The sequence below is a fragment of the Candidatus Methylomirabilota bacterium genome (genome assembly GCA_003104975.1).
In the GTDB taxonomy this organism is placed as follows: domain Bacteria; phylum Methylomirabilota; class Methylomirabilia; order Methylomirabilales; family Methylomirabilaceae; genus Methylomirabilis.
Window position 1 is genome coordinate 472,198 of record PQAM01000010.1, and the last position, 23,180, is coordinate 495,377.

Annotated in this window: 21 protein-coding genes; all 21 read left to right on the forward strand. The window is 62.0% G+C overall.

The genetic code is table 11. From position 1 onward, the window contains the following. Window positions 1-154 precede the first annotated feature (154 nt). The 21 genes from C3F12_09120 to C3F12_09220 all read left to right on the forward strand — a co-directional run bounded on the left by C3F12_09120 (window position 155) and on the right by C3F12_09220 (window position 23,080). The gene (locus C3F12_09120) at window positions 155-2,011 is read left to right on the forward strand and encodes an alpha-glucan family phosphorylase (GenBank protein PWB46198.1); all 1,857 of its coding nucleotides are present in this window, start codon (window positions 155-157) and stop codon (window positions 2,009-2,011) included. 197 nt (window positions 2,012-2,208) lie between these two features. Continuing rightward, window positions 2,209-3,579 carry an esterase gene (locus C3F12_09125; GenBank protein PWB46199.1) on the forward strand — a complete coding sequence of 457 codons (1,371 nt, stop codon included), beginning with the start codon at window positions 2,209-2,211 and terminating at the stop codon, window positions 3,577-3,579. Window positions 3,580-3,971: 392 nt separating this feature from the next. After that, on the forward strand, window positions 3,972-4,361 hold the full coding sequence (locus tag C3F12_09130) for a hypothetical protein (GenBank protein ID PWB46200.1): 390 nt from the start codon (window positions 3,972-3,974) through the stop codon (window positions 4,359-4,361). 87 nt (window positions 4,362-4,448) lie between these two features. Then, window positions 4,449-6,305: a cell division protein FtsH gene (locus C3F12_09135; GenBank protein ID PWB46201.1), complete on the forward strand. Its 1,857-nt coding sequence runs from the start codon at window positions 4,449-4,451 to the stop codon at window positions 6,303-6,305. Window positions 6,306-6,318: 13 nt separating this feature from the next. Next, window positions 6,319-7,485 carry a hypothetical protein gene (locus C3F12_09140; GenBank protein PWB46202.1) on the forward strand — a complete coding sequence of 389 codons (1,167 nt, stop codon included), beginning with the start codon at window positions 6,319-6,321 and terminating at the stop codon, window positions 7,483-7,485. A gap of 31 nt (window positions 7,486-7,516) precedes the next feature. Then, window positions 7,517-9,463 (forward strand): pyruvate ferredoxin oxidoreductase, encoded by a 1,947-nt coding sequence (locus C3F12_09145; GenBank protein ID PWB46203.1) that lies wholly within the window; start codon window positions 7,517-7,519, stop codon window positions 9,461-9,463. Window positions 9,464-9,473: 10 nt separating this feature from the next. After that, entirely contained in the window at window positions 9,474-9,869 is a 396-nt protein-coding gene (locus C3F12_09150; GenBank protein ID PWB46204.1) for a histidine kinase, read from the forward strand. Window positions 9,870-9,903: 34 nt separating this feature from the next. Then, complete coding sequence (locus C3F12_09155) at window positions 9,904-11,586, forward strand: thiamine pyrophosphate-binding protein (protein PWB46205.1); 1,683 nt, start codon at window positions 9,904-9,906, stop codon at window positions 11,584-11,586. A 253-nt stretch (window positions 11,587-11,839) separates the two neighbouring features. Further along, the gene (locus tag C3F12_09160) at window positions 11,840-12,955 is read left to right on the forward strand and encodes a radical SAM/SPASM domain-containing protein (protein ID PWB46206.1); all 1,116 of its coding nucleotides are present in this window, start codon (window positions 11,840-11,842) and stop codon (window positions 12,953-12,955) included. Between the two features lie 218 nt (window positions 12,956-13,173). Continuing rightward, the gene (locus C3F12_09165; GenBank protein PWB46207.1) at window positions 13,174-13,641 is read left to right on the forward strand and encodes a universal stress protein; all 468 of its coding nucleotides are present in this window, start codon (window positions 13,174-13,176) and stop codon (window positions 13,639-13,641) included. Beyond that, window positions 13,638-14,756, forward strand: coding sequence for an aminoglycoside phosphotransferase (locus tag C3F12_09170; GenBank protein PWB46208.1), 1,119 nt, complete (start codon window positions 13,638-13,640; stop codon window positions 14,754-14,756). The genes C3F12_09165 and C3F12_09170 overlap by 4 nt, the downstream gene beginning before the upstream one ends. A 10-nt stretch (window positions 14,757-14,766) precedes the next feature. After that, window positions 14,767-15,336 carry an adenylyl-sulfate kinase gene (locus tag C3F12_09175; protein PWB46209.1) on the forward strand — a complete coding sequence of 190 codons (570 nt, stop codon included), beginning with the start codon at window positions 14,767-14,769 and terminating at the stop codon, window positions 15,334-15,336. A gap of 27 nt (window positions 15,337-15,363) precedes the next feature. Beyond that, window positions 15,364-15,636, forward strand: coding sequence for a hypothetical protein (locus tag C3F12_09180; GenBank protein PWB46210.1), 273 nt, complete (start codon window positions 15,364-15,366; stop codon window positions 15,634-15,636). Between the two features lie 71 nt (window positions 15,637-15,707). Continuing rightward, entirely contained in the window at window positions 15,708-16,151 is a 444-nt protein-coding gene (locus tag C3F12_09185) for a molecular chaperone (GenBank protein ID PWB46211.1), read from the forward strand. Window positions 16,152-16,161: 10 nt separating this feature from the next. After that, complete coding sequence (locus C3F12_09190; GenBank protein PWB46212.1) at window positions 16,162-16,680, forward strand: ATPase; 519 nt, start codon at window positions 16,162-16,164, stop codon at window positions 16,678-16,680. 11 nt (window positions 16,681-16,691) lie between these two features. Then, window positions 16,692-17,894, forward strand: coding sequence for an S-adenosylmethionine synthetase (locus C3F12_09195; GenBank protein ID PWB46213.1), 1,203 nt, complete (start codon window positions 16,692-16,694; stop codon window positions 17,892-17,894). A gap of 20 nt (window positions 17,895-17,914) precedes the next feature. Beyond that, window positions 17,915-18,559: an acetoin utilization protein AcuB gene (locus C3F12_09200; GenBank protein ID PWB46214.1), complete on the forward strand. Its 645-nt coding sequence runs from the start codon at window positions 17,915-17,917 to the stop codon at window positions 18,557-18,559. Between the two features lie 7 nt (window positions 18,560-18,566). Continuing rightward, window positions 18,567-19,376, forward strand: a complete 810-nt coding sequence (locus tag C3F12_09205; GenBank protein ID PWB46215.1) for a hypothetical protein — start codon at window positions 18,567-18,569, stop codon at window positions 19,374-19,376. Window positions 19,377-19,405: 29 nt separating this feature from the next. Next, entirely contained in the window at window positions 19,406-22,162 is a 2,757-nt protein-coding gene (locus tag C3F12_09210) for an ATPase (GenBank protein PWB46216.1), read from the forward strand. Next, window positions 22,159-22,488, forward strand: coding sequence for a hypothetical protein (locus C3F12_09215; protein ID PWB46217.1), 330 nt, complete (start codon window positions 22,159-22,161; stop codon window positions 22,486-22,488). Before C3F12_09210 ends, C3F12_09215 begins: the two co-directional genes overlap by 4 nt. A gap of 28 nt (window positions 22,489-22,516) precedes the next feature. Continuing rightward, entirely contained in the window at window positions 22,517-23,080 is a 564-nt protein-coding gene (locus C3F12_09220) for a hypothetical protein (GenBank protein ID PWB46218.1), read from the forward strand. The last annotated feature ends 100 nt before the right edge of the window (window positions 23,081-23,180 follow it).

The following is a 23,180-nucleotide window of genomic DNA, read 5'->3' on the forward strand; positions in this document are numbered from 1 at the left end:
GCGGAGAGCTTCAAGGGCCGGGATCACCTGCGCCGTATCCAGGAGGAAGCGCATGCCATCCTTTTGGCGCGTGGGTTCAGTGGCGGGTGATGACTGAGGCCCTGCACGAGCAGGGGCCTGAAGGCCCGGGTGAGGACGGGAAGGGGGTGTTCGTGTGACGGATATTGCCAAAGATCCGGTGTGCGGGATGGCGGCCCGTATCGAGGAGGGCTTCGTCGTCTCGCACCAGAGCAAGACCTACGCCTTCTGCTCTGATCTCTGCAAGCAGACCTTCCTGGCCGATCCCGGGAAGTATGCCGAACAGTACCCGATTCAAGCCCCCGGCCAAGCCGATTCCACCAGACGCATTGCCTATTTCTCGATGGAGGTCGCGGTAGATCCCCGTATGCCGACGTACAGCGGTGGCTTGGGCGTACTGGCCGGGGACACTTTACGGTCCTGCGCCGATCTCAAGATCCCGATGGTGGCCGTGAGCCTCCTGTATGCCAAGGGGTACTTTGATCAGAGACTGGATGAATGGGGTAACCAGCAAGAAATTCCTGTCGTATGGGAACCTTCCCATTTTGTGCGCCCGCTGCCGGTTACCGTTGCTGTGCCGATAGAAAACCGGTCTATCATCGTGAGGGGCTGGCAATACGATATCAAGGGCTGCGCCGGGTACTCAGTTCCTCTGATCCTGCTGGATACGAACGTGGATGAGAACATGCCGTCCGACAGGGAACTGACCTCGTTTCTCTACGGCGGGGACGAGCGATACCGTCTGGCTCAGGAGATTATCCTGGGTATAGGAGGCCTTCGGATGCTCCGAGCGTTGGGATACACCAAGTTACAACGATTCCACCTGAACGAAGGCCATGCCAGCCTGCTGGCCCTGGAGCTCTTACGCGAACACCGAGAAGCCGGCATTGGCGTGTGGGATTTTCAGGGTGTCAGAGAGCGCTGCGTCTTCACGACGCATACACCCGTCTCGGCCGGTCACGATCAGTTCTCGTATGATCTTGTACAGAGTGTCCTCGGGGAGTTCGTGTCGCTGGAACTGATACGGATGCTGGGCGGACGGGAGCGCATGAACATGACGCTGCTCGCGTTGAATCTCAGTCAGTATGTCAACGGGGTGGCGAAACGGCACGAAGAGATTTCCCGGGAGATGTTCCCCGGCTACCCCATCGATTCCATTACCAACGGCGTTCACTCATTCACGTGGAGTTGCGACAGCTTCAGGAAGTTGTATGATCGTCACATTCCCGGGTGGATCGATGACCCCTTTTCGCTTCGCTATGCCATCAGCATCCCGAAGAGCGAGATATGGGAGGCCCATGTCGAGGCCAAGGCACGGCTGATCGACGAGGTGAACCGGCGGACTCATATGACTCTCAAGCCCGATGTGTTTACCATCGGTTTTGCGCGACGAGCCACGTTGTACAAACGGGCCGACCTGCTCTTTTCCGATCCCGGTCAGTTGGCGGATATTGCCGCCACGGCAGGCCCGATGCAATTCATCTTTGCAGGGAAGGCGCACCCGAAGGATGGTCCCGGCAAGGAGCTGATTCGGCGCGTGGTTCAGTTCGCCCGACAGCTCAAGGATCGGGTGACGATTGTCTACCTGGAGAACTACGATATGGAACTGGGCCGGCTCCTGGCTTCCGGGGTGGACCTCTGGCTGAACACCCCCTTGCGTCCGCTGGAGGCGTCCGGAACCTCGGGTATGAAGGCTGCGCATAACGGGGTCCCGAGCTTCAGCATCCTGGACGGCTGGTGGGTCGAGGGCCACATCGAGGGTGTGACGGGATGGGCTATCGGGCCTGCCGTCATGGATCGCTCCGATTCGAACTTGACGGACGGCCGCGATAGCGAAGAGCTGTATCATAAGTTGCGACGGGTCATTGTCCCGATGTTTTATCAGGACCGCGAGCGATGGACCGATATCATGCGGCAATCGATCGCGTTCAATGCATCATTTTTCAATACCCATCGGATGGTCCAACAGTACGCCGCCCATGCGTATGTGTAGGAGGATTGAGGCGCCAGGGATCACCGACAGGTCATGGCGTATCAGGTAAGGTGGTTCGTGAGGATCGTGGTCGGCAGTGAATCGTTACGCGGCGGCGCGCGGCCAGATTCGACTTGTCCGATGACCCGTACCGGCGTACTATTTCCGTAAGCATCGGTTCCGACGCGTCAGAGGGATACGGGAGGGAGCGGAAGTCTATGAAACACACAGCCGTATCAATCGCAACCATTGCTCTTACACTGCTGGCCGTGACGGCCTGCGCCCCGCACATGCAATACCGCACTGTCCACCCGGACGTCTGTGTCAGCCCGAAGCCGAAACCCACGCCGGAGTGCGAAGCCTACGCGCTGCAACAACTGCCCGGCGACAACGGCTCCAGCTACCTGCTTGGGTTCATTGAATTCGACGATCAGGGCCAGCTCTGGGACCGCAGACAGATGCGCGATGTCCTGTCGAAACTCGAGACCGAGGCTGGGACCCGCGATCTGCTGATGGTGGTATTCGTGCACGGTTGGAAGCATAGCGCCGCGCCCGGTGATCCTAACATCAATACCTTCCGCGGCGTGCTGGCCGACCTGAGCGATACCGAAGCCTATCTGGCCAAGACCAGCGGAGCCCAAGCCCGCCAGGTGGTCGGCATCTACTTCGGCTGGCGCGGCGGTTCGCTGCCCATAAAATATCTGGAAAACGTCACCTTCTGGGACCGCAAAAACACCGCCCAGAAGGTCGGGTACGGCGGGGTGGCCGAGGTCCTGAGCCGGTTGGAGGATATCAAGCTCACCAAGGACAGCATGGTCTGCCGCGATCGCCCGGTACCCGCAAACGGCGAGCCGTTGTGCCGCAGCAGCACCCAGCTCGTGGCCGTCGGCCACAGCTTCGGCGGCGCGGTGATGCACACCGCGCTTGCCCAGATCCTGGAAAACCGTTTTGTTCAGACCGCCGGACCGGCCGGCCAAAAAAGCGATGTCGAAGGATTCGGCAACCTGGTGGTGCTGATCAACCCGGCGTTTGAGGCCAACCTGTTTACACCGATGAGCGACATGGCGGCGGAGCGCACCTACTTCTCCTCACAACTGCCGGTCGTGTTGGTATTGACCTCAGAGGCCGATGGCGCCACCCGTTACGCCTTTCCGATCGGGCGCTGGTTTTCGACCATTTTTGAGAAGGCGCACGATCGGCAGCGACGGAATGCGGTGACCGGTGAAACGGAGACGATCAGCGCACGTGACGCCAATGTCCGCGCCGTCGGCCATTTCAAACCGTACCGTACCCACCGCCTCTACCCGAAGACGGAGCGCATACGCGAGGAACTGAAGACCCCCAGCGCCGCCGACAGCATCCGGATGTTCAAGCGCTCCAGAGCTGATTGGGCAAGCGACGAACCCGGCAGCAAGATCACGTTCGGTGATGTGGTGCTGGAACGCACCACCATCTCGGCGGGTCGCAACCCCTATCTCGTCACCTATGTCGACGGGCGACTGATTCGTGATCATAACGACATCGATGATCCTCGGATCATCGAATTTGTCAAGCAACTGATCCTGATTTCTATCTACGGCAAGAAGTAGCTTGAGCCGTATTGTGGTGCGCAATTGAATCAAAAGTGCAGTAAGATAAGGGTGTGCCGACCTGTGGTCGGCAACAGGAGCTGAACGCATTGCTTAATGTCATTGTTCCGAACGTCTCCCGTGTCATTGCGAGGCGAAGCCGAAGTAATCTCACAGTTGTTCGGAGCAACTACGGTGAGATTGCCGCGCTCCCGTTGGTCGCTCGCAATGACGAGCCAGCAATGGGACGGCCTCGCAACACACGTTCATGTCCATGGACGCGCCGACGGTGCATGCGGTATTGTTGCGATGATAACCCTGAGTGTCGGTAGAGCATCACGATGTACGGATTGAGCGGATTGATCGGCTGATGCTGATATGGATCTGGTGAGAGGCCCTTTTCAGGAGGAGGAATGAGCATGAATCGTATAAGGTGTGCCGGTATAGTGGCGTTCACAATGGTTGTCGTATCGGCGGGATCTGCGCTGGCGCAACAGCCCCAACCCTGCGCCATGATGAAGGACCACCAGATGGGTGGGATGCAGCAGGGGAAGTCGGGTATGGGGATGGGCATGATGAAGCAGGATAAACAGGATAAAGAGATGGGCGGGATGCAGGGCTGCATGATGATGGAGGATATGAAGAAACAGCAGCAGCTCCTGATGGAGATGAAGAAGCACATGAAGATGATGGACGAGATGATGGAGATGATGATGCAGCCGCGACAGGGGATGGGTATGGGCACGATGCCGCAGGAAGGAGGGTCGGCACCACAGGAGCACCACCCTGCCCAAGGTCAGTAGTCGGGATGACGTGGCGTCTGAGATGAAACCGGATCAATTCACACTGGAGGCTTCTACGACACACGGCAGACGTACAAGATGAGCGCGATGGAAAAGAAACAGCGGCAGTTTTCCTTCCTGTACTTTGTCGCGGCCTTCTTCCTGGTGCTGGCGGTTCACGATTTCCTGATAGCCCGCCACATCGAGACCCTCTCGTACAGCGAATTCAAGGTGCTCCTGAAAGCCGGCAAGGTGGAGGACCTGACCGTCGGGACGCGTATTATCGCGGGGCGGCTGAAAAGGGAGGGACTGGAGGGACTGCTCACCAAAGAGAAGGCGGAGCAGATTCAACGTGCGGCCGGTGGAGAGCTTCGCTTTGTGACCATCCGCGTTGATGATCCTACCCTCGTCCAGGAGTTGGAGACATCAAGAGTGCGTTTTGCCGGCGAGGTAGAGAGTACGTGGTTTACCACGCTACTCTCCTGGGTGCTCCCCGCTCTGGTCTTCGTTGGTGTGTGGATGTTTCTCATGAAGCGGTTCGGAGGAGCGGCCAGCGGTCTGATGGCGATCGGTAAGAGTAAGGCAAAGGTCTATATGGAGAAAGAGACCGGCGTCACCTTTGCCGATGTGGCGGGGATCGACGAGGCGCGCGCCGAGCTGATGGAGGTTGTCGAATTTCTGAAGACGCCGCAACGGTACCGCCGCCTTGGCGGCAAGATCCCTAAAGGGGTCTTGATCGTCGGCGCTCCAGGGACCGGAAAGACGCTGCTGGCCAAAGCGGTCGCCGGAGAGGCGGGGGTCCCATTCTTCAGTATGAGCGGGTCGGAGTTCGTCGAGATGTTCGTGGGGGTCGGCGCGGCTCGCGTGCGTGATCTGTTTGCGCAGGCCCAGGAAAAGGCTCCGTGCATCATCTTCATCGATGAGCTGGACGCCCTTGGGAAGGCGCGCGGGCTGAACCCGATGGGCGGACACGATGAACGAGAGCAGACCCTCAACCAACTGCTGGTGGAGATGGACGGCTTCGACACAAATAAAGGTGTCATTATCATGGCTGCGACGAACCGTCCGGAGATTCTCGATCCGGCCTTGCTCCGCCCCGGACGATTCGACCGCCATGTGGCCATTGATCGGCCCGATATCAGGGGGCGTGAAAAGATCCTTCAGGTGCATGTGAAGTCGGTTACGCTTGCGCCGGAAGTCGATCTTTCAGCTATCGCTGCAAGGACCCCCGGCTTTGTCGGCGCCGATCTGGCCAACCTGGTGAACGAGGCTGCGCTGCTCGCCGCGCGGAAGGGCCGGGACGCCGTGGCCACGGCCGATTTTGACGAGGCCATCGACCGGATCGTTGCCGGCCTCGAGAAAAAGACCCGCGTCATGAATCCGGTCGAGAAGGAGACCGTCGCGTACCACGAGGCCGGTCATGCGCTGGTGGCGGAGTCGCGCCCTCGCGCCGACCGGGTGGCGAAGATCTCTATCATCCCGCGCGGTGTGGCCGCGCTGGGCTACACGCAGCAGTCGCCCACGGAGGATCGGTACCTGCTCAAGCGGGCCGAGATGCTCGACCGGCTCGATGTGTTGCTGGGGGGTCGAGTGGCGGAAGAGATCGTGTTCGGCGATGTCTCGACCGGCGCCCAGGACGACCTGCAGCGGGCGACCGATATGGCCCGCCTGATGGTCACCCAGTATGGAATGAGCGAACAGCTCGGATTGGCGACGTTTGAGGAGCCGCGCAGTTCGCCCTTCCTCAACATTGCGAAGCCTCAGCGGGTCCGGGAGTACAGCGAGCAGACCGCCCAGACGATTGACGAGGAGATCCGCAAGCTTCTGGATGATGCCCACATCCGAGTGAAGGAGACACTGGCCTCCAGACGCAGCGATCTGGACGCGCTGGCCAAGCTGCTGTTGGAAAAGGAGGTTGTGGATCGGGAGGCCCTGACGCAACTGCTCCAGTCCCGGCGGTCGTAGAGACTGAGGCCGCATGGGGCAAGCCGGAGACGAAGGTATGGAGGCCGGGCGGCGAGCGGGGAGGGGTGGCATGACGGCGATTCGGCGTATGGGGTGTATCGGTATCTCGGCGATCGTATCGCTCCTGATCGTTCATTCGGTTGCGCTCGCGCACGGACCAGGCGCGCGCGGCTCACAGACGCTCTATGTGGTCAATGAAGGCTCCGACACCGTCTCGGTGATCGATATTGGGTCGATGAAGGTGACCGATACTGTCACCGTAGGCGCCGGCCCACAGCACATCGCCATCAGCCCCGATCGGCGTTACGCCCTTGTGACCTGTGGCCGTTCGGCTGAGGTCTGGATTCTGGCCCTGCCCGCCCATACCGTTGTCGCTACGGTGCCCGACGCAACGGGTCCGGGGAGCCAGACCGTGTTTGGAGCGGGCGGGACCTATGCCTACGTCACCAACAGTGTGTATGGCCGCGTGACGGTCATTGAAACGGCTACGGGCAAGAAGGTGGCCATCATCCCGGTCGGCGAGGCGCCGACCCAGATCGGCATCTCCCCGGACGGCGGCCATGCCTATGTTCCCAGTGAACGGTCCCATACCGTCGCGGCGCTGAACCTCTCGCTGAACGTGGTCGCAGCCGAGCTGCCGATGGCCGTGAGACCCTATGCCGCCGAGATCTCTCCCGACGGCAAATACCTGTTGGTCTCCAGCCCCGAGTCGAACAGCATCACCATCATCAATACGGCGACCCGGCAGTCGTTGCGCAGAATTCCCGTCGGTGATGATCCCCATCACGTACTGTTTGGCCCGGGCGGCGCCTTTGCATATATTATGAATAGGGGCTCGAACAGCTTGAGTGTGATTCAAATGGCCAATCATCAGGTGGTGGCGACCATTCCGGTGGGGAAGGAGCCGGGCGATGCCGACATCACGCCATCCGGCCACTATATCTACGTCACCAACACGGGAAGCGGCGATGTCTCGGTGATTTCAACGCTGACCAGCGCCGTGGTCGCGACGATGCCCGTGGGGACCCGTCCCCACGATATCGTCGTCTCAGGCGACGGCCGATACGCCTTTGTAGTCAACACCGGATCGGACGACATTGCCGTCATTAACCTGCTGTCCCAGACCGCAGTCGGACGGGTGCCGGTCGGCAAGCGTCCTCACGGGTTGGCCCTCTGGTAGAGAGTAGCCGATGACGCAGCATACAGCAACCATGACCGACACGCCATTTCCGTACCCGGGCATTCCCGCCACGGCGGACGGCTCGGCCGCCGTCGTCTGGGTTGATACGCACATTACGCAAGGCGCCTGCGCCTATCCGATCACCCCCTCCACCAATATGGGGACGGGCTACCAGGCGGAGGTCGCGAACGGCGGGCGCAACCTCTGGGGCGAGCCGCTCTTCTTCCTCGAGCCGGAGTCGGAGCATAGTTCGGCGTCTGCATGCGAAGGGTTTGCGCTGGCGGGCGGTCGGGTTTCGAACTTTACCTCCGGTCAGGGGCTGGTCCTGATGAAGGAGGTCCTGTATACCATCGCGGGCAAGCGGCTTCCGGCGGTCTTCCACATCGGCGCCCGCGCGCTCACCTCCCAGGCCCTGAACGTCCACGCCGGCCACGACGACGTGATGGCCGTGGCGGACTGCGGTTGGGGGATGCTCTTTGCGAAGAACGCCCAGGGCGCGGCCGATCTGGCGCTCATTGCCCGCCGCGCCGCCGAGGAGGGAGAGACCCCCTTCATGACCGTACAAGATGGGTTCCTGACTACCCATACCATCGAGAATATCCTGCTGCCGGAGCCGGAGCTGATGAAGGAGTTTATCGGCGACCCGCACGGCGGCACGCGTCTGCGCAACCTCATGAACCCGTTGCAACCGATCATGAGCGGGGTGGTGCAGAATCAGGACAGCTACATGAAGGGGAAGATCGCCCAGCGGTTCTTCTATGACCGGTTGCCGGCGATCGTCGAAGGGGTCATGGAGCGATTCTATGCCCTGACCGGCCGCCGGTATGGTCTGGTGGAGTCGTACCGGCTGGAGGATGCCGACTATGCCATCGTGGGGATGGGGGGATTGGTCGAGACCGCCATGGCCACCGTCGATTATCTGAGGGCTCACCGCGGCATTTGTGCGGGCGCCCTCCACGTCACCAGTTTCCGCCCGTTTCCCGGTTCCCAGATCATCGAGGCGACGAGACACCTGAAGGCGGTGGCAGTGATCGAACGGATGGACAATCCGCTGGCCCAATCGAATCCGCTGACCGCCGAGATCAAGGCGGCGTTCGCCGATGCGCTGACGGGTACGCCGGGGTTTCCGGCGATTGAGCGGATGCCGATTATCTACTCGGGATCGGCCGGGCTGGGCAGCCGCGATATCCGTCCCGGCGACCTGGTAGCCGCCATCGAGAACATGCGGCGCGACGACAGCGGATCGCGCTACTTCGTGCTGGGGATTAAACACGAGCAGGCGCTTGCCCCCGCCGAGGACGCGGACGTCCGATCGGCGGGCAGCTTCTCGATGCGCGGTCATTCGGTCGGCGGCTTCGGGTCGGTGACGACCAATAAGGTGATTGCCACCATCGTCGGCGATCTGTTCGGCTTGAAGGTCCAGGCCTATCCGAAGTACGGCTCAGAAAAGAAGGGGCTCCCGACGACCTACTATCTGACCGTGGCCAAGGAACCGATCCGTACCCACTGCGAGTTGACGCAGGTCGATTTCGTCCCCCTCAATGACATCAACGCCTTCAATCTCGGGAACCCATTGACCGGCTTGGCCACCGGCGGCATGGTCTTTATCCAGACGGATAAAAAGACGCCGGAGGAGGTCTGGACGGGCATTCCCGATTATGCCAAGCAGATCATCCGCGAACGACAGATCCGAGTCCTGGCGCTGGATACGGTGAAGATTGCGAGCGAGACGGCCAGCTCGCCCGACCTGGAGCAACGGATGCAGGGGATTGTCCTGTTGGGGATTTTCCTCCGCTGTACGCCGTTTCTCCGCGAGCAGCATCTCAACGAAGAGCAGGTCTTCCCGGCGGTCGAGCGATCGCTGCGAAAATACTTCGGCAAGCGGGGTGAGCAGGTGGTTCGAGACAACATGGCGGCGGTTCGACGAGGCTATACCGAGGTCTTCGAGGTCCCGGTGGAAACCATGGTGGGAGCCTGAAGGAGCGGTGATGGCGGAGGAACTGGTCAGAGACTGGATGCACCGGGGTGTCATTACCTGCGGACCCGAGATGCCCGTCCAGGCGGTGGCCGACGCGATGAAGGCACACGACATCAGCGCCCTGGTGGTGGTGGACGAGGCGGGCGACGCCATCGGCGTCATCTCCCGCACCGACCTCGTCAACGCGCGATTCGTCGAGCCGTATCTGAAGCACTGGCGCGGGCTGACCGCCAAGCACCTGATGAGCGCCCCGGTCATCAGCGTATCGGACAGTACACCGATTGCCGAGGCGGCGGCGCGGCTGCGCGACCGGAAGATCCATCGGTTGGTGGTGACCGAGCGGCAGGACTCGCACGACAAGCCGATCGGTATCCTCTCGGTGACCGACCTGGCCGGGAAACTATGACTATAGAAAAGCAGTAAAACAGAAAGGTTCAGTCATGGCAGATCAACAATCGGTCTATAACCCGCTGGATGAGGAGCACGTCGAACAGGTCGCGGGGACGAAGCCTCGCGGACTTGAGAAGGAGATCCACGAGGGCGCCCTGCCGCCGGTCGGGGTGCTGGAGCTGAATCTCGAACGGTACGTGGGCGACTTCAATGAGCGGATCATCGGCGCCTATGCGGCCGGGACCGGCGAGCGGAGCCTGCCGGCCGACGTCGGCGTGGCCCGCAGCCTGATCCCGCCGGGGACCGGCGCCCTGCGCGACTTCAGCTACATTGCGCCGGAGATCCCGCTGTTCGATCACACCAAGTGCGTCGGCTGTATGTCCTGTGTGACCGAGTGCCCCGACACCGCCATCCTTGGGAAGGCGATCCCCAGGTCGCACCTGGAGGCGGAACTGAATGCCGTCGCCGACCCCCAGGAGCGCGAGTCGATCCGGGCCCAGTGGGCCGTGACGCGGAAATATTACGAGGTCTTTGAGAAGAAGGGGGAGGAGGGCGCCCTCTTCGGTATCTTTGTCGATCCGACCAAGTGCAAAGGGTGCGCCGAGTGCGTCGAGGTTTGCGATTCTCTCGGCTACCATGCCCTCAGGATGGTCAAGAAGGACGAGCAGACGATCCCCCGCTATCGGGGCTGGTTCAACTTCTTCCGACAGGTCGGCCCGACCCCGCGCGCCTATATCAATGAGCGGGCGCTGGCCGACATGATGCTGTCCGACGACGCGCTCCTGTATGTCGGCGGCGCCGGGTCGTGCATGGGATGCGGCGAGGCGACGGCGATCCGGATGATGCTGGCTGCCACCGGATTCGTCCATGGCGCCGAGGCGGTCGGGATCGTGGCGGCGACCGGATGCAACACCGTCTACGGCTCGACCTATCCCTACAACCCGTTCCTGGTCCCCTGGACCAACTCGCTGTTCGAGAACGCGCCCGCCGTGGCGATGGGGGTGCGCGCCCGGTGGGATCAGCGGGGATGGCAGCAGAAGAAACTGTGGGTCATCGGGGGGGACGGCGCCATGTACGACATCGGCTTCCAGGCGCTGTCGCGAATGATGGCCTCCGGGATGGATATCAACGTCCTGATCCTCGACACGCAGGTCTACTCCAATACGGGGGGACAGGCCTCCACGGCGACCTTTACCGGCCAGGATGCCAAGATGGCGGTGGTCGGCAAGGCGGCGCCCGGCAAGCGGGAGCGGCGCAAAGAGCTCGCGCTCATCGCCATGATGCACCCGGATACCTTTGTGGCACAGACCACTGCCGCCCATATCAACCATTTTTACCGGGCCATCATGGCGGCTAATGAGTACCCGGGTCCGGCTGTGGTGAGTGTCTACACGACCTGCGAGCCGGAGCATGGTGTGGCGGACGACCGGTCGTCGTGTCAGGCGAAGCTGGCGGTCGATTCCCGGGCTTTTCCCCTCTTTGCCTACGACCCGCGTAAGGGCGAGCGGATCAAAGAGCGGCTAAGCCTGGCGGGTAACCCGGCGGTGAACGACGATTGGTATCGATTGCCGAATACAGGTGAGGTGGTTGACTTTATTGCGTTTGCCCGAACCGAAGGCCGATTTGCCAAACAGTTCGATGTGGAAGGCCGTCCATCTGAGACGCTGCTCTACGCCCGGGAAGAGCGACTTCAGTACTGGCGACGCCTGCAAGAGCTCGCCGGCATCCGTTAACGGAAGGGGCAACGCCCCCTCCGGCCCCGCCATAGCTGGAACCACGCTGGACTGGCCGCCGGTATACTGTAACCGGTCGATTTCATGGAATGCAGCGTATTGATATGCTATGCTTAATAAAATACGGCTGTCCCGTTGAGGGGACGTAGCGTGTATCAAGATTATCGGTTACACGATGCGACGTGGAATATGTAGACTCGGACGACGGTCCGAATAGGAAAGGGATCAGGCAGTAACCTGCCGAAGGAGGCATATGTATCCGGTTATCAGCGGATTTGACCATCTGGTCTTTGCCGAGGCGCCCAGGTTGATCTATTGGGAGCTGACGCGGGCCTGCGATCTGGTCTGTACCCACTGTCGCGCCGAGGCGATAGCGATGCGCGACCCGTTTGAGTTAAGTACCAACGAGGCCAAGACGCTGCTGGGGCAGTTCCGGACGTTCGGCGACCCGGCGCCGCAACTCGTGATGACCGGGGGCGACCCGCTGAAACGTCCCGATTTCTTTGAGTTGGTCCGTCACGGCCGAAGCATCGGGATGCCGATCTCTGTGGCGCCCAGCGGCACCCCGTTGCTGACGCCGGAGGCGATCGCGGCCCTGGCGGAGAACGGGGTCATGAGCATGTCGCTGAGCATCGACGGTGCCACGGCCGAGAGCCACGATCGATTCCGCGGTGTCGCGGGCTGTTTTGAGACCACCATGCGCGCCATCCGGGCTGTCCGGGCGGCAGGGATTCCGCTGCAGATCAACACCCTTGTCACCCCCGAGACCATGGGGGAACTGCCGGGCGTCTTCCGGTTGCTTCAGGACATGGGGATCATGCGGTGGAGTCTCTTCTATCTGATCGCCACGGGGCGCGGTCGGGCGCTGCGCGAGATCAGACCCAGCGAAGCCGAGGCGCTACACAACTGGATCTACGACCTCGTCAAGACGGCCCCTTTCGCCATTAAGGCGACAGAGGCCCCCCATTTCCGCCGCGTTGCCTATATGCGGATGCGGCTGGAGGGTCTGGACGACGCCGCGATCCGGCAGACGCCCATCGGACGGGGATTCGGCATCCGCGACGGCAACGGCATCATGTTCATCTCCCATACCGGGGATGTCTATCCGTCCGGGTTCCTGCCGGTGACGGCCGGCAATGTCCGTCGCGAAAGCCCGGTCTCGATCTATCGCCACTCGGAGATCTTCACGCGCCTGCGCGACGCCGATTCGTATGCCGGAAAATGCGGCCTCTGTGAGTTTCGCTGGGTTTGCGGCGGGTCGCGGGCCCGCGCGTTCGCCGAGACCAACGATCCCAACGGCAGCGATCCGCTGTGCGCCTACAGGCCGGAGGCCGCGCTGACAGGGGCGACAGCAGCCGATCGGGGATAGGTCTGGGCCTCCGGACATCCGCATATCCTCAAATTTACTCACTTTGTCATGCAGATGCGTCTAGCCGATTGGTGACCTCGAACCTACATTATTACAGGAGATGGACGCGCTATGGGTATCGGACCGATAGCGCATAGCGAACGTATCGCGCATCGATAGGGACGGAAGGTTACGTATTGCAGCCGACCCGAAGGCGGCGCAGCCGACAGGAGGGACGAATGCAGATCTCACGGATCCTTTTTCCGACCGATTTCTCCCATGACGCCGAACACGCATTCCAGTATGCCCTGACCTTTGCGAGAGAGTTCGGCGCCGAACTCCACCTGCTTCACGTCATCTATTTTCCTCCTCAAACGCCCGAATACGACATCGGACAGGTCATCGACAGCCTGGTCAAGAATGCCGAGGACAACCTGAAAAAACTCGCCGAAGGGGTCCCGGAGCCGAAATCGGTCTTTCGTCTGGACGTACAGGTCGGGGTGGAGCATGTCGAAATTACGAAGTATGCCGAGCGGGAGAAGATCGATCTCATCGTCATGGGGACCCGTGGACGGACCGGGCTGGCTCATGTCTTTCTGGGGAGCGTCGCCGAGCGGGTGGTCCGCCACGCCTCGTGTCCTGTCCTGACCGTCAAGCTTCCGCCGCGCAGGGGCGGCGAGGACGCTAAAGAGGAGGCGGCGACATGACGCTGCAGCATAAGGCGTTGGCCCATTACCTCGAAGCGGCGCTTGGGGGCGTTGTCCAGGTGCAGGCCGTACGGCCGCTTACCGGTGAGGAGCCTTCCATTGTCGGGCGGGAGCTTGGGACGCTGCACGGCCACGATCTGAAGGCCTTCGGTTACGGTCGGCCGATCCAGATCGACCTGCTCCTGAACGGGACCCCCCGCTCCTACGTGCTGTCCACCATGCGGGGCGGCTCCGGGTTCGGCCACGATCATAAGGCCGACCGGGCGGGGACCTTGATCTGGGCGCATGATGCCTTCGGCAGGCTCGCGCGGCACGTGCAGAGCGTCGATGTCGGCTTCTTTACGTACGAGGGGCAACTGCAATCGGCCGGGCGCGCGGACGAGTACTTCCTACTGATGGAGAAGGTCGAGGGGGCCGCGTATTGGCTGGACCTGGAGCGGATTCGGGCGGCGGGGACGGCGACCGAACCGGATTTTGACCGTGCCAGGGCGCTCTCGGACTATCTGGCGGACATCCACGCACAGAAAGGCCGGGATGAACAGCTCTATTTCCGTCGAATCCGGGACCTGATCGGCCACGGCGAGGGGATCATGGGGATCCTGGACGGCTATCCGACCGATTATCCGCTTCTTCCATCCGAACAACAGTACATTGTCGAGAGCGGATGTGTGGCCTGGCGTCAGTACCTGAAAGAGAAGAGCGCGCGTCTGAGTATCGTCCATGGCGATTTTCACCCGTGGAATATCCTCTTTCGCAAGGGGACCGATTTCACGCTGCTCGACCGCAGTCGCGGCGAGTGGGGGGATCCGGCCGACGACATTGCGGCCCTGAGCATCAACTTTCTCTTCTTCTCACTGTTGCGGTCGGGTCGGCTGGAGGGCCCGTTTCGGGAGCTGTTTGATTGCTTTTATGGCGGCTACCTGGAGCGGACCCGCGATTCGGAGCTGAACTCGGTGATTCCGCCCTTTTACGTCTTTCGGGCCCTGGTGATCGCCAGCCCGCGGTGGTACCCCGACCTGCCCGAAGAGGTACGCGTCAAGCTGTTTCGGTTCGTCCAGACGATGCTTCGACTCGAGCAGTTCGATCACACCGATGTGAATCAGTATCTGATGTGAGGCGACAGCGATGGCGTGGGTAGCGTGGTTGACAGGACTGCCCGGAAGCGGTAAAAGCAGCATCAGCCGTGAGGTTGCGTTGCGCGTACAGGCGCGCGGAATCCGGGTGCGGGTGCTGGAGCTTGATGAGATCCGACGGGTCGTGACCCCTACGCCGAGCTACACCGCCCAGGAACGCGAGATCGTCTATCGCGCCCTGGCCTACATGGCGTGGCTGCTTTACAGCGAAGGGGTCAGCGTCATTGTTGATGCAACCGCCCATCGACGGCGATTTCGCGACACGGCCCGCGCGCTGATTCCCGCCTTTGCCGAGATCTATCTTCGGACGTCGCTCTCGACCTGTCGCGCTCGGGCGGGGGACCGGCGAGGCGGCTATGCCCCCGCCGACGTCTACGGACAGGCCGGCCGCGAGGGATCGACGGTGCCGGGCGTCGATGAGGCGTATGAGCCGCCGCTTCATCCAGAACTGGCCCTCGATACCGAGGCGCTCGACGTGATGGACGCCGCTGAACAGGCAGTGAGATTTCTTGAAGCGTTAGAGGTCGGCCAGACTGTCGGTATGGTTGAGCCGGGATGTTGAGAACAGGCCGACTGCGGGGGAGAGGCGATGAACGCGCTGACAAACTCTCGGGTAACAGATCGTGTCCGAGAACAGGGCGAGCGAAGCGAGGCGTGTCCCTACCTGAAACGGGCCATCTTGACCTCCAGGTACCCGATCGAGGGGTATTGCGTGGGGCACCCTCACGGGAGGCTTCGGGTTGTCACGATTGCCGAGTTTCGGGAGTTGTGCACAACGGCCGATCACGTTCAGTGTCAACTGTATCGCGAGCTGCGCCATCAGGAACTGGGTGCGGGAGACCCGGCGCGCGGGGCTGTCTGATGCTGAAGCCAAGGTGCGGTCGGGAGTGCTTCAACTGCTGGAAGTAATCGTGTAAGAAAGGAGGAATAGCCATGGCGCTTGTCAAGTGGACACCATTCGGCGATCTTGCGACATTCAGGCGGGAGATGGATAGGGTCTTTGAGCGATTTTTCGGCGAACTGCCTCGCCTGGACCTGGCCGGAGCAGGATGGAGCCCCCACCTGGACGTGACCGAAACCAAGGATCGCGTCATCGTCAAGGCCGAGCTTCCTGGAATGGAGGCCAAAGACCTGGATATCACCATATCCGGGAATACGCTGAGTCTGAAGGGGGAGAAGCGACAGGTCAAAGAGGAGCACGACGAACATCACCATCTGCTCGAACGCTCCTACGGCGCCTTTACTCGAACGGTCGAACTTCCCGCGCCGGTGGCGGCCGATAAGATCAAGGCGGCGTTCAAGAACGGGGTGTTGACCATCACCCTTCCAAAGACCGAGGAGGCGAAGCGAAAGGCGATCCCGATTCAGGTTGAATGAGGAGAGTGCGATGAAGACAGCCACGGTTGGACGCAAGCGGTACGACATCGCATCGTCCAAAAAGAGCGTCGACACTGCGACCGATTCCTACCTGGCCAAGGGCGCGCCCGGTAAGATGGTGTGCCACGGATGCCATGCGATCTCGACGGGGAGGCGATGGTATCAGGATGAGGCGGCGTACGCCAAGCTTCTCAAGGCGGGAACGGTGAAAGAGATCTTCTGTCCGGCATGTGAAAAGATTCGCGACAGCTATCCAAGCGGGCAGGTAACGCTGAGGGGGGCGTTCCTGGCCGAGCATCAGGATGAGATTCTGCACATCATCAGCAACGAGGAGAAACGGGCCAGGGAGCGCAATCCGCTCCACCGGATCATGGGGCTGCGCGAGGAGAACGGACAGCTTGAGGTTACGACGACCGATGAGAAGCTGGCGCAACGGATCGGACGGGAGCTTCACAAGGCCTGTGGGGGGACCGTCGAGTACGGCTGGTCGCATGGCAACAAGTTCCTTCGCGTGCAGTGGGAGCGTTGAGGGGGAGCCCGATGCCGCCGGTGCGTGTGCAACGGTTGCAGCAGCCGCCCATCGCCGAGCAGCCGATCGAGATCGTCGAGCGGAAGGGGTTGGGCCATCCCGACTCGATCTGCGACGCCGTGATGGAAGAGATTGCGCGGGCCATCAACGCCGAGTATCAGCAGCGCTTTGGCCGGGTCCTGCACAACAACATCGACAAGGCCCTTCTTGTCGCCGGACGGGTGCGACGGCGGCTCGGGCGGGGGCGCGTGCTGCAACCGATGGAGCTGGTGATCGGCGATCGCGCCACGTTTCGCGTCGGGCGGGTCCGCGTCCCGATCAGGGAGATCGCGGTCGAGGCGGCGAAGGGGTGGTTTCGCAGGTCGCTGCGTCACGTCGACCCGAACAAGCACCTGCGGTATCGGGTAGTCCTGGCCGAGGGATCCGAGGAGTTGGCCGACATCTTCAGTCGTGAGGGGGTCAGGGAATCCAATGACACCTCGGCGGCGGTCGGCTATGCGCCTCTGAGCGAGACCGAACAGATCGTCCTCTGGGTCGAGCGATACCTGAACTCCTCCGACTTCAAGACGGCATTTCCCGAAACAGGGGAGGATGTCAAGGTGATGGGGATCCGCTCGGACCGGGAGCTGAATCTGACAATAGCCATGCCGCTGTTGTGCAGGGCCATTGCGTCGGAAGCAGCCTATTTTCGCAAGAAGGCGGAGGTTGTAGAGGTCCTGCGCCGGGCGCTGCCGACCTCGCCGGGACTGGATCGCATCGAGCCGACCTTGAACCCACTGGATCGTGAGGGCCGCGGGATGGGCGGCATGTACCTGTCGCTGCTGGGTACCTCGGCGGAGGACGCCGATTCCGGACAGGTGGGACGCGGCAACCGCGTCAATGGGGTGATTCCGCTGAACCGTCCGGTCGGCAGTGAGGCGGCGGCCGGGAAGAACCCGGTCAGCCATGTCGGAAAGATCTATACGGTCTTGTCGCATCGGATGGCCGACCAGATCTACCGGCGGGTTGGCGGGGTGCGCGAGGTCTACGTCTGGCTTGTGGGGCAGATCGGTCGGCCGGTCGATCAACCCTGGACGGCGGTCCAACTGATCCCGGCATCGGATACGGAGGATGACCGGATTACGCGGGAGTGCAGATTGGTCATTGAGCAAGAGCTGAGTCGTTTAACCGATTTTTGTCTGGAATTAACCGAGGGGAAATATCCTGTTTGCTAAGCCATGGAAAGGAGCCGACGATGCGAGTAAAGGATCGAATGAGGCGCTCACTGGTGAGTATCGCACAGTCCGACACGCTGGATCACGCGATGACGACGTTAAAGCGGTTCAATATCCGCCACCTGCCGGTGGTCAAGGGGGACCGCATTGTGGGGATCGTCTCGGACCGTGACGTGAAAAAGGCTGCGCCTTCTCCCTTTGACTATCCGACCGCGGAGGAGTTTCGAGCCTTTACATCCGCAGTGGCTGTCAAGGAGATCATGACGAAGGAGGTGGTAACGGTGACGCCGCTCACCCCCATTGAGGAGGCAGCCAGCCTGATGAGCGAGAGGCGGATCGGGGCACTGCCGGTTGTCCAGGAGGGGCGGCTGGTCGGGATGCTGACCGAGACCGATGTCCTGGGTGTCATGACCGAGATGATGGGGGCGACGCAGACCGCGTCTCGAGTGGAGATTGAGATTCCAGCGAGCGCGGGGACGCTGACTGATGTCATCGGGATCGTTGAGAACCAGCAGGTGGAGATTGCCAGCCTTGTGACGTTGCCGTGTCGTGAGGGGGCGAGGCGGCTGGTGATCCTTCGGCTGCGGACCATCAATCCGGACCCGGTCGTCCGAGCACTGGAGCAGCGCGGCTACCCGCAGGTTGTGGGTGAGTTTGTGTCTTAGTGGAGCCATGCAGAAGATCCTGATGAGCGTGGACGGGTCGTTCGCCGCAGAGGCGGGGGCGCGTTACGCCTTGGCGCTCGGCAAGGCCCTTGGGGCCGAGCTTGACCTGCTGTTCGTCGCCGGCGATCAATCGGCCCCCGCGATGAAACGGGCCGAGGAATCGCTGGTACGCCTGCTTCGGCAGGCGCACGCGCTTGGCCTGAAGGCGCGGAGCGTCACCGAGATCGGCGATCCGGTACGGGTGATTCAGGACTATGTGGCGCGCGAGGGAGTCACGCTGACCATGGCGTCGGTGACCGGACCGGAGGCGGCGCATCGCCTCCTGCGCGAACTGCCCTGCGCCATGCTGCTGGTTCGGGTGGTCCACCCCGGACGGATGGCGTCGCCGCACGAGATTCTGGTTCCCGTCTACGGCGGCGAATTCGAGGGGGGCGGTCTCGAGGCGGCGGCCGATCTGCTGGCCCGACTGGGCGCATTCTGGCATGCCCGTGTCGTTCTCTTTCGATTGAGACGGCCGCTTGCGCGTCTGTTCGACCGTCCGCGCCTCGTCGACGAGACGCTGGAGCAGGCGGAACGGTCGCTGCATCCCCTGATCGCCGCGCTCGCGCGCCGGGGCCTGGCGCCGGCAATGCGGGTGTCCTGGGGTCGTCGGCACGGCCCCGGCATTACGGCTGAGGCGGCGGCCAGGCGTCATGACCTCATCTTTCTTGGGACAAAGGGGCCGAAGAGTGTCCTGCAACGGCTGCGTCGTGGGACCGTCGACCATGTGGTGCGGAAGAGCCCCTGCGACCTGATGCTCTTCCGTCCGGCCGCTTAAGATCGGACGCAGGCGGGGGATGGGCGACCATGCAGATTCACCGTCTGACGGTCGAAGAGGCGCTGAAGGCCCTCGGAACTAGCGACCAGGGGTTGAGCGAGGCCGAGGCGGAGAGACGACTCCACGAATTCGGCCTCAACGAACTTCAGGCCGCCGAACGTATCCCGGTCTTCGCCATGCTGACGCGCCAGTGTACGCACTTTCTGGCCCTCCTGCTGTGGGCGGCGGCGGCGCTGGCGTTTATTGCGGATTGGATGAAGCCGGGCGAGGGGATGGATCTGCTCGCCTGGGCCATCATCGGGGTCATCGGCGTCAACGCCCTCTTTTCCTTCGTTCAGGAATACAAGGCGGAGCGGGCGATCATCGCCTTGAAGCGCCTCCTGCCGATGCGCGTCAAGATCGTTCGGGCCGGCGGGATCAGGGAGGTCACGGCATCCGACCTTGCGCCGGGTGATCTCGTGATCCTGGCCGAGGGGGATCGGGTCCCGGCCGATGGGCGGGTGATCGCCGCGGTTCAATTCCGGGTCGACAATGCGCCGCTTACGGGCGAATCGATCGCCAAGAGTCGTACATCCGACGCCGCAACGGCCAAGTCGCTCGTTGAGAGCCCGAATGTCGTCTTCGCCGGCACGACGGTCCTCTCAGGGACGGCGAGGGCGGTCGTCTTCGCCACCGGGATGAACACCGAGTTCGGCAAGATCGCCCACCTGACGTCGGGGATCGAGGCCGAGCTGAGTCCGCTGCAGCAGGAGATCCGAAAGGTGACCCGGCTGATCGCGGCGATCTCCATCGGCATCGGCTTCGCCTTCTTTGGACTCGGGGTCCTGATCGGTCGGAGCTTCTGGGAGAATTTCGTCTTTGCAGTGGGACTTCTGGTCGCGAACGTCCCGGAGGGTCTGCTTCCGACAGTCACCCTTGCATTGGCAGTCGGCGCGCAACGGATGGCCAAACGAAAGGCGCTCATGAGGAATCTGGCCTCGGTGGAGACGCTGGGATGCGCCACCGTGATCTGCACCGATAAGACCGGGACGCTTACGGAGAATCGGATGGCGGTGACCCGTCTGTATATCGACGGCCGCGAGTTTCGCGTATCGGGACGTGCTGTCACTACCGAGACAGGCACGGCGGTGGCCCCTGATCTCCTGCAGCAGTGGGCGCCGCTCTTCGCCATCGCCGTCGGGTGCAACAATGCGGGTCGCCGTCACGATCCGAACGGTTCGGGAACGACCTGTGTCGGCGATCCGACAGAGATTGCCCTGCTCCAGTTCGCGGATGCGGTGCTGCCGAACGGACCCAGCGTGTCGCCTCGAGTAGGGGAGTGCCCGTTTGATGCCGACCGGCGGCGGATGGCCACGATTCATGCGACAGCGTCCGGCGGACAGGTTGTCTATGTCAAGGGCGCTCCGGAGGCGGTTCTGCCGATCTGCCGCTCTCTCTATCGCGATGGGCGCACGGTCCCTCTTGGGGAGGCCGAGCGTCGGGCAATCGTGGACCGGCTGAATGTCTTCGGGGGCTCGGCCCTGCGGGTCCTGGCCCTGGCGTACCGGGAGTTGCCGACAGGGGCGCGGCTAGCGTTGATGGAAGAGGCGGAGCAGGACCTGACCTTTGTCGGTCTGGCGGCCATGCTTGATCCGCCGCGACCGGAGGTCCCGGAGGCGGTCGCCCGCTGCAGGCAGGCCGGGATCAGGCCGATCATGATCACCGGCGACAACAGCCGCACCGCCCTGGCGATCGCGCGGACTATCGGGATGGTACGAAACGAAAAGGCGCCGGTCCTCGAGGGGAGTCGGATCGAACAGATGCCGGATGAGGAGTTGAAGACCGCCCTTGCCGGTCCGGAGATCGTCTTTGCGCGGATGACCCCCACGCAGAAGATGCGGGTCGTGACGCTGCTCAAGGAAATGGGAGAGGTGGTCGCGGTGACAGGCGACGGCGTCAACGACGCGCCGGCCCTGAAGAAGGCCGATATCGGGATCGCCATGGGGATCGTCGGGACGGATGTGGCGAAGGAGGCGGCCGACATTGTCCTGCTCGACGACAACTTCGCCACCATCGTGAACGCCGTCGAAGAGGGGCGGGCGGTCTATGAGAACCTCCGGAAATTCGTCACCTATATCCTGGCCAGCAACATTCCGGAGATCGTGCCCTATCTGGCCTCGGTCCTGTTTCGGATTCCGCTTCTGCTGACGATCGTGCAGATCCTGGCTGTCGACCTGGGCACCGATATGCTGCCGGCCTTAGGCCTTGGGGCCGAACCGCCGGACGCCAACACGATGAATCGACCGCCGAGATCCAGGGACGAGCGCCTGCTGAATCTGCCGGTACTGGCTCGAGCGTACCTGTTCCTCGGACCGATGGAGGCAGGGGCAGCCATGACCGCCGGACTCTGGTATCTCAGTCGTAGTGGTTGGGCGTGGGATATTGACCTGGCGGCGACGAGCCCGCTCTACAGACAGGCGACGACGGTGGCGTTCGCCGCGATTGTCATTTGCCAGGTGGCGAACGTCTACGCCTGCCGGAGTCGGAGGGCATCGGTTTTTTCTGTCGGTCTGTTTACCAATCGACTGATCGTGTGGGGTATTGCGGTCGAGCTGGCTATTCTGGGCCTGATCGTCTATAGCCCGATCGGGCATCGGATCTTCGGGACCGATGCCTTTTCCGGAGAGTTCTGGTGGCTATTGATCGGCTGTGCGATACTGTTGGTGGTTGTAGAAGAGACACGAAAGGGGATCGTCCGCTATCGTGAACCGGGGAGAAGACTTCGTTACCGGGAGGGGACCGCATGACACCAAAGGCTGGACCATCGCGTCGACCTGGCGCAGAACGGACGCCAAAGCGGCGGGTACGATCGACGGAGACCGAACCGTTACGGGACCTCGGTGAAGAGGTCGAGCGGCCGCTTGATGCCGAGGATATCGCGTTGGCCTCGCTGGAGGCGCAGGTGCGGGCCAAAGAGGCGCGGGCGGACTTGGGCTCGATAGAGTCGGAAGGAATAGTAACCCTCCGCCTCTCCCGTGCGATGATGATGCGCATCGAGGCCGAGGCGCGCAGGCGCGGCGTCACCCAGTCGGAGCTGATGATGCGGGCCCTCACGCAGTATTTATCGAAATAAACACCTACACCACAAAGGAGGCTGTCCCATGCTGGCCGGGTTCCCAAAGCAGGTCACGCTTCAGAGCGGAACAATCGTCACGATCCGCCCGATGATTCAGGAGGATGCGAAGCGGCTTCACGAATTTTTCTGCAGGCTGCCGCGGGAGGACCGTCTCTTTCTGAGGGACGATGTCTCCATCCGGGAGGTGATCGATACGTGGGCGGAGGAACTGGACTACGACAAGGTCCTGCCGATTGTCGCGGAGGTTGACGACACCATCGTCGCCGATGCGACCCTGCATCGCCGCAAATTCGGCTGGACCAGCCATGTCGGCAAGATTCGCCTGGCCGTCGAGACCGAGTACCGGGCAAAGGGGCTCGGGACGTTCATGCTCGAGGCGTTGATTGAGACCGCCGCGAAGGCCGGGCTGGAGATTCTCGTCGCCGAGATTATGGCAGGTCAAACCGAGGTGTTGAAGATGCTCAAGCGGCTGGGATTCACGAAAGAGGCGGTCTTCTACAACTATGTCAAGGATCAGATCGGGGAAGAGCACGACCTCGTAGTCATGATGAAGAACCTCCAGATCGAGCCGTCCATGATGCCGTTTTAGTCCGGACTGTGAGGCGCGACCCATGAAGCTGGTGATCAAAGTCAAGGCGCCAAAAGGACGAGTCGCCCATCGGCCGACCAGGGTGGAGCCACAACGGGTA